Annotated in this window: 8 protein-coding genes; 4 read left to right on the top strand and 4 right to left on the bottom strand. The window is 59.5% G+C overall.

Going from position 1 to position 11,577, the window contains the following annotated elements:
• Positions 1 to 16: 16 nt before the first annotated feature.
• Complete coding sequence (locus tag BGE01nite_RS05030) at positions 17 to 703, top strand: PEP-CTERM sorting domain-containing protein (RefSeq protein WP_170266598.1); 687 nt, start codon at positions 17 to 19, stop codon at positions 701 to 703.
• Between the two features lie 162 nt (positions 704 to 865).
• On the opposite strand, the gene BGE01nite_RS05025 is transcribed toward BGE01nite_RS05030, so the two are convergent.
• A complete protein-coding gene (locus BGE01nite_RS05025) occupies positions 866 to 1,672 on the bottom strand; it encodes an NADPH-dependent F420 reductase (protein ID WP_218032901.1) in 807 nt (268 codons plus the stop codon).
• Between the two features lie 71 nt (positions 1,673 to 1,743).
• Between BGE01nite_RS05025 and BGE01nite_RS05020 the strand changes: the two genes are divergently transcribed.
• Both BGE01nite_RS05020 and BGE01nite_RS05015 read left to right on the top strand, forming a co-directional pair.
• Positions 1,744 to 4,143, top strand: a complete 2,400-nt coding sequence (locus BGE01nite_RS05020) for a M1 family metallopeptidase (RefSeq protein ID WP_170266597.1) — start codon at positions 1,744 to 1,746, stop codon at positions 4,141 to 4,143.
• On the top strand, positions 4,140 to 4,658 hold the full coding sequence (locus tag BGE01nite_RS05015) for a DUF6702 family protein (RefSeq protein WP_146849176.1): 519 nt from the start codon (positions 4,140 to 4,142) through the stop codon (positions 4,656 to 4,658). The genes BGE01nite_RS05020 and BGE01nite_RS05015 overlap by 4 nt, the downstream gene beginning before the upstream one ends.
• A 187-nt stretch (positions 4,659 to 4,845) precedes the next feature.
• Here BGE01nite_RS05015 and BGE01nite_RS05010 read toward each other — a convergent pair whose 3' ends face one another.
• The 3 genes from BGE01nite_RS05010 to BGE01nite_RS05000 are packed head-to-tail and all read right to left on the bottom strand — an operon-like array spanning position 4,846 to position 10,935.
• On the bottom strand, positions 4,846 to 6,378 hold the full coding sequence (locus tag BGE01nite_RS05010) for a sulfatase (protein ID WP_146849175.1): 1,533 nt from the start codon (positions 6,376 to 6,378) through the stop codon (positions 4,846 to 4,848).
• 19 nt (positions 6,379 to 6,397) lie between these two features.
• The gene (locus BGE01nite_RS05005) at positions 6,398 to 7,855 is read right to left on the bottom strand and encodes a sulfatase family protein (RefSeq protein ID WP_146849174.1); all 1,458 of its coding nucleotides are present in this window, start codon (positions 7,853 to 7,855) and stop codon (positions 6,398 to 6,400) included.
• 50 nt (positions 7,856 to 7,905) lie between these two features.
• Positions 7,906 to 10,935 carry a DUF1592 domain-containing protein gene (locus BGE01nite_RS05000; RefSeq protein ID WP_146849173.1) on the bottom strand — a complete coding sequence of 1,010 codons (3,030 nt, stop codon included), beginning with the start codon at positions 10,933 to 10,935 and terminating at the stop codon, positions 7,906 to 7,908.
• 224 nt (positions 10,936 to 11,159) lie between these two features.
• Here BGE01nite_RS05000 and BGE01nite_RS04995 point away from each other — a divergent pair, with 224 nt between their 5' ends.
• Complete coding sequence (locus tag BGE01nite_RS04995) at positions 11,160 to 11,456, top strand: hypothetical protein (protein ID WP_146849172.1); 297 nt, start codon at positions 11,160 to 11,162, stop codon at positions 11,454 to 11,456.
• Positions 11,457 to 11,577: the final 121 nt, after the last annotated feature.

The raw sequence follows: 11,577 nt of genomic DNA, 5'->3' as shown, positions 1-11,577 counted from the left end.
TTAGATGAATATCTTTATGAAACGCATCCTTCTTCTCGCTGCCATGGTCTTCGGACTCGGTGTGACGGCTGTGCATTCCAGAACCATCGACTGGGGCAGCTCCGTGGGTGGCAGCATCCTGGACAGCAACGGCGTCGCGCTGGATGACAGCTATATCTTCGAGCTCGGCTCCTTCGGCAGCTTCGTCCCCACGGGTGACAACCTCGACCAGTGGCAGTCGAACTGGAAGCCTTTTGACCGGGCCACGGCTCCTGCGGCCAACGGCTGGAACTCCACCTTCAGCTACTTTGCCTCCAGCGCCACGCTGCTCAACGGCGGTGTCTCCGACTCCTCGCCGCCACTGCCAGCCTACAGCTTCGCCCCGAATGAGCAGGCCTACATCTTCATCTACAACTCTCTGAACGCCTACAACTTCCTCAGCGAGTGGGCGCTGATCACCAACAACAGCCTGGATCTCAACACGGCCGACGACTGGCTCTTTCCCGTGCCTGGAGACAAGACGGAGATGCCCCTGGAGTGGCGCGTGTCTGGGGCCAACGCGGTGATCTATGGCGGCGTGAACAACCAGCAGGGCGCTGGCAACTACACCGTGGATCCGGCAAACTTCGATCTGCAAACCCATGCGGTGCCTGAACCTGCGGGTGCGCTGCTCATCGGCATCACCGGCTTCCTCACGCTGCTCCGCCGTCGTCGCCTGAGGTAGTCGGCCAACCCAGCCTTTTCAGAACAGTTCGCGTTGGATGCGAGCGTGAAGGGTTGGGCGGTGGAGTGTCGGCATCTTCGGCCCATGAATGAGTCATGGCCTGACGATCTTCGCTCCCGCCCAACCCTTCTCGTCAACCGACGCGAAAGAACCCGCCCATGGTCAGTGCAGTGACCGCAGCATCTGGATCAAGTCCTGATGCGCGAACCCCTGCGGTTGCTGCATCAGCTGTACCATCTTCTGAATGGCCAGCTCACGCAGCTCTGGAGAGCGCGCACGATTTGCCTGTGACAAAGCACGGCGTGCTGCATCAAGGTCCAGGTCAGTGGCATACACCGGTGTCCCGGGCTCCTGCTTCCAGGATTCATCCAGCGTGCCTGCATCCAGGCCATCGAAGCCAAGTTCACCCATGAGGCGGATCACCAGATCCTTCGAGTCCGCATCATCACCGGCCACCGGCACGGCGATCCTTCCCGGGCTGCCTGGGGGCAGAGCACCTTCGTTCAGGCTCACTGCGGTGATGGAGTTGAAGGCCTTGATGACCGGCCTGCCCAAATGTTTGGCCACCCAGCCGCTCTCCGTCATGCCGGACTCGATGGCTTCGATCACCCCATCGCGGAAGGAGGGGTAATAGTTGCCCGTGTCCACGACCACCACGCTCTCTGGCACATCTTTGAGGAGATCGGCTGGCAGCAGCGGTACACTCTTCAGGGGAATGGAGACAATCACCAAGTCCACGCCGCGAACCACCTCTGTCACGCTTTTCGCCGCGGCACCAGATTCAGCCGCGAGATCGGCGAGGGTCTCGGGTCCGCGTGAATTGGCGATGGAGACGCAGTGTCCCAGCTGAGTGAGCCTGCGGGCCAGAGTGCCGCCGATCTGGCCTGCGCCGATGATGCCGATGTTCATAAGGAAGATGGGGTGGGGATTAGGGGCGCTGGTTTTGCCCCATGCTCCAAAGGGGCGCAATCACTCTTCCGGAGAACGAAGCCGCGAGACCGGGCTTGCCATTCCCTCCGCCTTCGGAAGAATGCCGGGCGATGAAACGCCTCCTGCTTTCTCTTTCCGCCCTCCTGCCGCTTGCCGCCGTTGCTGAGTCCGGGGCACCTGTCGGCAAATTCCAGCAGCTCGACTCCACCGTGCCGACTCCCTCGGCGCAGCGCATCGCCTCCGGGGCGCCGGGAAAGGACTACTGGCAGAACCGCGCGGACTATGACGTGGACGTGGAGCTGGATGACGTGAAGCGCACCATCACAGCCGAGGCCACGGTGACCTATCATAACACCTCGCCGGATGCGCTGACCTACCTCTGGGTGCAGCTGGATCAGAACTACCTCTCGCACAACGCGGACTCGCGCTCCGCGCCTAACACCAAGCGTGGGGTGGACCCGGAGAAGGTCAGTTACTATGCGCTGGACCGCCTGCTGGCTTATGAAAGCTACGACGGTGAGATGAAGATCAGCAAGCTGACGGATGCAAAGGGCAAGGCTCTGCCGCACAGCATCGTGAAGACCATGCTGAGGATCGATCTGCCGGAGCCGCTGGCCTCGGGTGCGGATTTTGTCTTCAAGATTGGCTGGAGCTATCCCATCAACGACTGCGAGCGCATCAATGCGCGCACGGGTTATGAGCACTTCAAGGAGGACGGGAACACGATCTACACCATCGCGCAGTGGTTTCCGCGCATGGCGGCCTACACGGACTACGCGGGCTGGATTAACAAACAGTTTCTCGGCACGGGTGAGTTCACGCTGGAGTTTGGTGACTACACCGTGCGCCTCACCGTGCCAGATGACCATCTCGTAGCCGCCACCGGTGCGCTGCAGAATGGCGAGGAGATCCTCACGCCCACGCAACGCGAACGCTTGAAGAAGGCCCAGTCTGAAACCAAGAAGCCCGTCTTCATCGTCACACCTGAGGAAGCCAAAGCCGCTGAGAAAGGCAAGCCGAAGGGCAAGAAGACCTGGGTCTTCAAAGCCGAGAACGTGCGTGACTTCGCCTTTGCCTCCTCCCGCAAGTTCATGTGGGACGCGATGGCTGTGGAAGGTGCGCAGGTGAAGGGAGCGCCCGTGATGGCCATGTCTCTCTACCCTAAAGAAGCGCTGCCGCTGTGGGACAAGTATTCCACCCATGCCATCGCCCACACCATCCAGACCTACTCACGCTACACGTTTGAGTATCCATATCCTGTTGCCTGGTCCGTGAATGGTCCGGTGGGTGGCATGGAATACCCCATGATCTGCTTCAACGGTCCACGTCCTGAAAAGGACGGCACCTATCCCGAGCGAACCAAATATGCGCTCATCGGCGTGGTGATCCATGAAGTGGGTCACAACTACTTCCCGATGATCGTGAACTCGGACGAGCGCCAGTGGACCTGGATGGACGAGGGCCTGAACTCCTTCGTCGAGTATCTCACCGAGGAGGAATGGGAGAACGACTGGAAGCATCGCCGCAATGAGCGAGGGATGGTGGACTACATGCGCCTCAGCGATCGTGTGCCGGTGATGACGAATTCCGAATCTATCGCCGATCTCGGGCCAAACGCCTATGGCCAGCCAACAGCGGCGTTGAACATTCTGCGCGAGCACATTCTCGGCCGTGAGGCCTTTGACCACGCCTTCAAAACCTATGCGAAGCGCTGGATGTTCAAGCGGCCGACGCCTTCCGATTTCTTTCGCACCATGGAAGACGCCAGCGGCGTGGACCTCGACTGGTTCTGGCGCGGCTGGTTTTACAGCGTGGACCATGTCGATGTGGCCATCGATGAAGTGAAATGGATGCAGCTCGACACCCGTGATCCTGCGATCGAAAAGCCCAAGAAGAAAAAGGAAGAGGACGAGCTGCCGCAGACAACCACACGCGAGAAGAACTATCCGCTCTCCAAACGCATCGACCGCTTCCCGGAACTCAAAGACTTCTACGACAGCTACAACGAAACCACCGTGCTTCCGAGCGAGAAGAAGAAGTTCGAGGCCCTTATCAAGGACCTCAAGGAAGAGGAGATCGATCCCGCGCTGCTGCAGACGAAGCATAACTTCTATGTCATTGAGTTCAGCAATGTCGGCGGCCTTGTGACACCTCTCGTGCTGAAGGTGGAGTACACCGACGGCAGCAGCGAGGAGATCAAGCTTCCCGTGGAGATCTGGCGCTTCAACACCACCAAGGCGTCCAAACTGCTGCTGACGAAGAAGGAACTGAAGGCCGTGACCTTTGACCCGCGCCAGGAGCTGGTGGACACGAACGTGGAGAACAACTTCTGGCCTCGTCGTCCCGTGAAGAGCAAGTTCCAGCTCTACAAGGATGACAAGTCTCCGAACCCGATGCGTGAGCTGACCAAGCCCGACAAGGAGGAGAGCAAGGCGACCGTCAAAATCGAAACCGAAGGGAAAGACAAGGATAAGGCCAAGGACGGTGTGAAGAACATCAAGCCGAAATGAGCCTTCAAAGGGTCATTCTCATTCTGACCCTGGCCTGCGCCTCATGGGCGCAGGCGCATTCGCTGCATCAGTCCACTGCGGAAGCCGAGTACAACTCCGTCACTCAGAAACTTGAGGTCAGCCTCACAGTCTTCATCAATGACCTCGAACTGGCCCTCATGCGGCATTCGGAGAAGCTGCTAAGCTTTGAGAAGACTCCTGCGGATCAGTTTGATGCCGTGATCCTGGACTATCTCACGAACTGCCTTGTGCTCACCAATGATGCCGGAAAGCGTGCCACTATCACTTGGTTAGGCCGCGAGAAGGATGAGGAAAGCGCGAAGAGCAACGATCCGGCAGTCACCCTGTATTTTGAGATGTCAGTGCCCGGAGATCTGAAAAGCTGGACACTCCGGCACGCAGTCTTTGGAAACATCTTCAAAGATCAGGTGAACCTGATGCATCTGAAGATGGCTGGCCGTGATGTGCAGATGAGTTTCAAGGCTGAGGATGGGACGAAGAGATTGGGGATGTAGGCAGCGTTGGAGTCGCAGCAGCGTCCCGGAGTGCGGTGGCAGAGATGCAAGGGCACCCTTGCATCGTCGACACCGCTGTCGTGCGCCCCCAGCGCCACCTAACAACGAGAACGTCCTCTGCGCACCTAGCGGTGTCGCGCCTTAGCGCTTGCTACCGCACTCCGGGACGCTCCGCGCCTGCTTCATCTCACTGAGGTATCGGATCCGCCCTCTTCACCGTGGCACCTTCCCACACTGCCTCATCGGTCTTCTTGTCATACGTGAGCACCCGGCTGGCGCTGTTCGGCGCAGGCGGAACATCAATCTTCGGCAGCCACTTCTTGTGCTCTTCAATGACCGAAGCGTTCTCTGGCTTGGAAGCAACGTTCGTCCACTCATTCGGATCGTTCACCATGTCGTAGAGCTCCTCGGTGCCATCGGCATAGTGAATGTAGCGCCACTTCTCACTACGGATGCCGTGGTTGCCCTGGTTGTGGCTCGTGATGGCCGGGCGCTCGCGCTTGGTCGATGCATCCTGAAGCTGCGGAAGAAGGCTGAGGCCTTCGAGGTCATCGCGCTTGGTCACGCCAGTGAGCTCGATGAGCGTGGGATAGATATCGAGCAGCTCCGCAGGCTGGTTGCAGCGCTGGCCGGACTTCACTCCAGGACCGGCAAAGATCAGCGGCACCTTCGTTCCGCGATCCCACAGGCTGTTCTTACCCGTGATCTCCTTTTCACCAAGATGCCAACCGTGGTCACCCCAGATCACGACGATGGTGTTGTCCGCGACACCGGCCTCCTCCAAGGCAGTGAGCAAACGACCGATCTGCGAATCGACGAAGCTGGTGCAGGCGAGATAGCTGCGGACCAGGTTACGCCATTGGTTATGCTCTTTCACCCATTTCAGGCGAGGCTCGGGCAGGCTCCAGTGCAGATACCAGGAGAAGCGTGGCGTGTCCGCACGGTCGTTCTCGAGGATCTTGGGCAGCACGCTGTCGTCATCGGGATAGAGGTCGAACCACTTCTGCGTGGCATAACAAGGAACGTGGGGAAGGAAGAACCCGGCGGCGATGAAGAAGGGCTTGTCCTTCGGTGCGGACTTGATCTGCTCCGCCGTCCAGGAAGCGACCTGGTAGTCGCCCTTGCCGGTGTCGTCATTGTCGAGAGGCCAGACGCCCCAGTCCATGAGCTGGTTGTTTCCCATCGGGGTATCGCCGATCAGTTTCTTCGGTGGCTTGGTGCCGACACCGCCATAGGGCGCGGTGACCTGGAACTCAGGTGTGTCCGTGGTGGCTGCGGCAGCCTTATCCTTAGCCTTCTTGCCCTTCCCCTTCCCTGCACCACCACCTCCGCCGCTGCCACCATGATACACTTTGCCCGTGGCAGCGGTCAGGTAGCCATGATTGGCAAAGTGCTGCGGCAGAGCCACGCGATCCTTCCACTGCGGAAGCGTCCGGAACCAGGGTGAGAGACCATAGATGCCCGTGGTGGTCGGGCGCAGGCCGAGCATGAGGCTTGTCCGCGAAGGATTGCACAGCGGCATGTTGCAATGCGCGTTGGTGAACGTGGTGCCGCGCGCCGCGAGCTTGTCCATGTTCGGCGTCTTGGCCATGGGGTGACCGCCGAGATGACCGATCCAGTCGTTCTGGTCATCGATGGCGATGAAAAGAATGTTAGGCTTGTCGGCCGCCAGGAGCGAGGAGCCAAGGGCAAAGAGGAGGAGAGTAAGGATCGCTTTCATGAAGGGTTGGGTGAGCAGGTCAAAGGTCAGACTTCTTCTTTTTCTTGTTCTTCTTGTTCGGCCCTTTGCCCTCGACTTGCGGGCCTCTTTGATCCAACGGCGGCAGGGCTCCGCCGCGTGCGTTCATCTCGGCATCGCAGAGCTGGCGCATCTTTTGCAGCGTGTCGGCATGTGCGGCATCCGTGGCGAGGTTCTTCAATTCATCGGGATCAGTCTGGAGATCGTGCAGGAACTCGAAGGCAGGCTTCTGATCAAAGTAGCGTGCATAGACATAGCGCTGATCACGCACACCTTCCCAGGTCAGTGTGGGCGCGAGATCCACATGTTCTCCGAAGAAATGCGTGCGCCAGGGTTTGTCACTGCCGATGCCCTCCACCAGCGTAGAAAGGCTGCGGCCTTCATAGGCATCAGGACGCTTGGCATTGGTCCACGCGATGAAGGTCGCAGGCAGATCGACATTCAACACAAGGTCATCAGCCACTCGTCCGCGCTTCTCCTTCGGCAGACGGGGATCGTAGATGACCATGGGCACGCGTAGAGATTCCTCATAGTGCGACCACTTGCCCTGGAAGCCGCGGTCGCCGAGGTAATAGCCATTGTCCGCGGAATAGACGATGATGGTGTTCTCATCCAGACCCGCTTCCCTCAGCGCAGTGAGCACTCGCGCGATGCCTTTGTCGATACCGCTGATCATGCGATAGTAGGCGCGCACGTTCGTCTCATACTTCTCCGGTGTGTCGTAACCCCAAAAGAAGCGGGTGCGATTGATGCTGTCCTTCAGGAACTGCGGATGCGCCTCGTAGATGGCCGGATCCCCGAGTCGTGGCGGCGGGATGCTGCGGTCTTCATACATGCCGTTCGTGGATTCCGGCCAGGGATAGTGGCCGATGCCTGGACGATGATCATTGTCTTCCGCATGCGCGGCATTGAAGGAGAGCTGGATGCAGAAGGGTTTGTCCTTGGACTGTGCCTTGATGAAGTCGATGCCGCGATCACAGATGATGTCTGTTTCATGACGCTTCGTGCCATCCGGCAGTGTCTTGATGTAAGGATTGCGAGTGATGCTCTCAAAGGCATCAAACTGCGCCTCGGGCTTGAAGCCTTGCGGGCCACGGAAGTGCCATTTGCCAAAATGCGCGGTGCGGTACCCTGCCTCGCGCAACATGACCGGGTAGATGGTGGCAGCGGCTTCCGGTTTGACGACGGGCACCATGCTGCGCTGCACATGCGAGCGTGCCCACTGGCCGGTGAAAAGGACGGCCCGGCTCACCCAGCACACCGGCGTGGTCACATGGGCATTGCTGAAGCGCACGCCATCTTTTGCGAGCTGGTCGATGGCCGGCGTCTGCACGATGGGATGTCCCGCGCAACTGAGCGTGTCATAGCGCTGGTCGTCCGCGAAGAAGAACAGGATGTTCGGACGATCCGCAGCAGTGAGCGAGGTGCAGAGAGCGACGAGTGGGATGAGCCAGCGCATGAGGGTGGAAGTGCTTCAACGATGCACACCCTGCTGCGTTTTCACCTCATTCAATTCCCTGCCACCGCCGCCTCATTACGCCGGTTCAAAAACTGCCGGCTCTTGATCACCTCGAGGACGGCGGCGGAGAATTTGCCGTTGTTCTTTCCCAGGGAGTCCTGCATCTGGGCGAGGAGCTTGCGGTCGCTGGGGAGTGTCTGGCGGCCGAGAGCATAGCCGAGGAGCTTGCGGCAAAATTGGTTGGTAAACTGGGGCTGGTTCTTCTTCAGGTAGTCGCGCAGTCCGGCGAGCCCCTGGAACTTGGTGCCGTCTTTGAGTTCGCCGGTGTCATCAATCTTGCCACCGGCTTCATCAGCGGTGCGGAGACGGCCGATGGGATCAAAGCTCTCCAGCGCGAAGCCGAGAGGATCGATGCGGTCGTGGCAGACGGAGCAGGCCTGGTCGGCGCGATGCTGCATGAGAGCTTCACGAAGTGAAGCAGGCTTCGTGGTCTCCTTCAACTCGGGCACGTTTGGCGGCGGCGGTGGTGAGCTGAAGCCAAGCACGACTTGATAAAGATAGTCACCACGCAGCACGGGGCTGGTGCGCTGCGGACGCGAGGTCTTGGTGAGGATGGCGGCCATGCCGAGGATGCCGCCGCGGTTCTGCTGCGAGGCTTTCACCTCACGGAACTCGCCGCCCTTGATCTCTGGCATGCCATAGAAGCCGGCAAGGCGCTCATTCACGAAGGTGTAGTCACCACCGATGATGTCACCGACATTCCGATCCTCGCGCACCAGATGCGTGAAGAACTCCACGATCTCGCGCTGCATGTCATCACGAAGTTCAGGCGTGAACTGCGGGAATTTCTTGTCATCCACGTTGTTATACGATTCGAAGCCGCTGAACTTCAGCCACTGGCCGGCGAACTCCTTCGCGAGAGCCGATGCTTTTGAATCACGCAGCATGCGCTGCGTTTGCGCGGCGAGCACTTCAGGCTTCAGCAGGCTGCCATCATTCGCAGCCTTGCTCAGCTCCCAGTCAGGCATGGAGGCCCAGAGGAAGTAGCTGAGACGTGAAGCAAGCTCATGCGCGCTGAGCGGCACATCCGTGGCTTTCGTGTCAGCCACCTGTGGCAGTGTCTCTGCTTTGAAGAGGAAGTTAGGCGACACCAGCACACGCACGATGACCTCACGCGCGGCGGATTCGGAATCGAGACCCTTGGTCCGACCATCGACATAGAGGGCTTCAAGCTTCTTCGCCTCCTCACCAGCCAGTGGTCGGCGCCAGGCGCGCTGGGCGAAGTACCGCACATGAGCGAGCAAGGAAGTGTCATAGTCCTTCTGCTGCTGGGCATTGAGCTTGGCAGGCGTGACGAAGTTCCAGTCCTTCTTCATCGCCTCGAGCTGCTTGCGATCCTTCTCACCGAGGATCTGGCCGAGCTGCTCATCGCTGAGGTAATACACACCGATGCCGGCCTTGCCGTTGCGGTAGAGATTGCGTGCGACCTCCTCAAGTCGGCGCTCGAACATGTCGGGGAAGGCTTCCTTCATGCGTCCAAAATCACTCATAGTTAGACGTGCCGCATCGGTCTGGCGTTTCCAGACGGTGAGCACACCAGGCATGATCTTCGTGACATCACGCGGCTTGTCCGTGGAGAAGGCCCACTGGAGGGTGGCAAACTCGGCCTCGGGATTTTTCAAATCGAGACGTGCCTCGGCGCGGATCTCGATGGTGTCCGGAGGCACGGGCATCTTCAGCACCTGGGGCGCGGCCATGCCGATGATCCCAGGATCGATCTGACGACCTTCCTGTGGATGCTTGCCCATCAGGCTCTTCACGTTCTCGAGATCAGCGAGGCGCTGCTTGCGCTTGTCAGCATCGGCAGGCGGCGGCGTGGCCGCGAGGGCTTTGCGGTCCTCCTCCATCTGCTTGGGCAGCCAGTCCGCGTATTTGAGCCAGCCCTTCTTCGTACGCAGTGTGGCCTTCTCAATGAGCGCGATGTCGCCTTTGCCACCATCTCCGGTATCGCCAATACAGAGAAAGACATGTGGCTTGCCATTCACCTCGGTACTGACGGTGTAAGGGCGGATGCCATCTGCATCCTGCTGACGGCGCTGCACACCGCTGCCGGGCTTCTTGGGATTGTTCCAGGAGAGCAGGTCGGCCTGGATGGTTTTGATGCGCGGTAGTGCTTCCGCTTCGGCCGCAGGCAGCTCACGCCAGCCCACGCGCACGAGATCGAGGTAGCGTGACTTCGGCTCGGTGGAGTTCACGAGCTTCCACCAGTTTTGCAGGAAGGGCAGCTTCAGGTTCATCTCCTTCGCGAGCTGGTCCAGCGGCTTCTGCGTGGTCTTGTGCTTCCAGCAGGCGAGCATGTAGTCCGCCTCGCGCATGTCATCAAAGTCCTTGGGCAGATACAGCGCCGCTTTCTGCTGATACCACACATACAAACCTTGTTGGGCCTGGGCTTTCACCTGCTCCGGTCCGCGCAGACCGATGCGGCCAGGATTGAAGACGATGCCCGTGCCCGGCATGACCGTGGCATGCTCCGCGAGCTTGCGTGCCGCAGCGAAGTATTTGTCGATGGACGAGGGACTGGTGAAAAGGACATCACCCGTGTTCGTGAAGCCTTCACCACCGCCGCCATCGGTCTGAAACTCATCCGCGAGATGGTAGTCTCGGCCGGTGAGATCGCGGATGGTGTAGTCATACTCCGCATTCGTCAGGCGGCGCATGGTCACGGGGCCGGGATCACCCGACTTGGATTCCGCTAGCACGTTCAGCGAATGCGTGACCCAGCCAGTGATGGAGGTCTTCTCTTCGGCAGAGAGCGGCTTGGCCTTCTTCGGCGGCATGTCGCCGCTTTCGATGCTGTCCTTCACCTTGGTCCAGATTTCGAACTCGGTCGCCAGCTTGGGATCGGCGGCAAACTGCTTCAAATCGACATCGCCCTTGGTCTTCTCACCGCCGTGGCAGCTGTAGCACTTCTCCGCCAGAAACGGCTCCACGGCCTTCCAGTCCGAGGCCGGGGCAGCATGAATGGCAGACGCGGCGACGACAAAGCCGGCCAGGGCGAGATGGCGAGAATTCAGGGGCATTTTTTGCAAACTTAGGGGGATGAAGATACGCATCTCCAGAGGCATCTTTCATGCCGGATTTGGGGCGGATGCGGCGGGGATTGGCCGGATGTGCTTGGGAAGGCCCGGCTTTTTACCACTGATGGACACTGATTGGCACTTATGACCAAGCCCCCGAGGGGCGAGCTAGTGGGGGGTGTAAATCGCACTTTGAGAATGGTGGCGGGTGATTTAGGCTATTTCAGATGCCATCCAGCACTTCCAGTGAGGCACACTCTGCGCTGGCCGAGAGACTCTTCCGGATTCCGGAAGCGGAGGCAGTGGTGTTTCCTTATCGGCTGGCGCGGCTGGTGGCGCGGGTGTTGGCGAGCCAGCGGCTGCGCCAGAGGCGGAAGTGGTGCTCGCTAGCGCAGGAACTGGCCCGTGACCCGATGGTGGAGGAACGATCGGTGAAACAGGCCATCGGGTGGCTGGAACGCCGGGCTACGATGAAGGCTACCTTTGGCCCGGGATACATGGGTGGACCTGCAAAGTCACAATAGGCACTTGGTGGGCGGGTTAAATGCATCATGCCTTGGTAGCCGCAGTCGAACGCGCACAATGCTTTTGAAGCATCAGAACACATTGTGCGCAGACAGCGGTGTCGCGCTTTAGCGCTTCCCA

It is taken from the genome of Prosthecobacter gellanilyticus (genome assembly GCF_007992435.1).
Taxonomy (GTDB): domain Bacteria; phylum Verrucomicrobiota; class Verrucomicrobiia; order Verrucomicrobiales; family Verrucomicrobiaceae; genus Prosthecobacter; species Prosthecobacter gellanilyticus.
The sequence above is the reverse complement of the archived record's forward strand: the minus strand, read 5'-3'. Positions and strand labels throughout refer to the sequence as shown.

What these genes read in the sequence shown, in the direction of transcription:
- BGE01nite_RS05030 (WP_170266598.1), top strand. Translation starts at nt 17, where the DNA reads ATGAAACGCATCCTTCTTCTCGCTGCCATGGTCTTCGGACTCGGTGTG.
- BGE01nite_RS05020 (WP_170266597.1), top strand. Translation starts at nt 1,744, where the DNA reads ATGAAACGCCTCCTGCTTTCTCTTTCCGCCCTCCTGCCGCTTGCCGCC.
- BGE01nite_RS05015 (WP_146849176.1), top strand. Translation starts at nt 4,140, where the DNA reads ATGAGCCTTCAAAGGGTCATTCTCATTCTGACCCTGGCCTGCGCCTCA.
- BGE01nite_RS05010 (WP_146849175.1), bottom strand. Translation starts at nt 6,378, where the DNA reads ATGAAAGCGATCCTTACTCTCCTCCTCTTTGCCCTTGGCTCCTCGCTC.
- BGE01nite_RS05005 (WP_146849174.1), bottom strand. Translation starts at nt 7,855, where the DNA reads ATGCGCTGGCTCATCCCACTCGTCGCTCTCTGCACCTCGCTCACTGCT.
- BGE01nite_RS05000 (WP_146849173.1), bottom strand. Translation starts at nt 10,935, where the DNA reads ATGCCCCTGAATTCTCGCCATCTCGCCCTGGCCGGCTTTGTCGTCGCC.
- BGE01nite_RS04995 (WP_146849172.1), top strand. Translation starts at nt 11,160, where the DNA reads ATGCCATCCAGCACTTCCAGTGAGGCACACTCTGCGCTGGCCGAGAGA.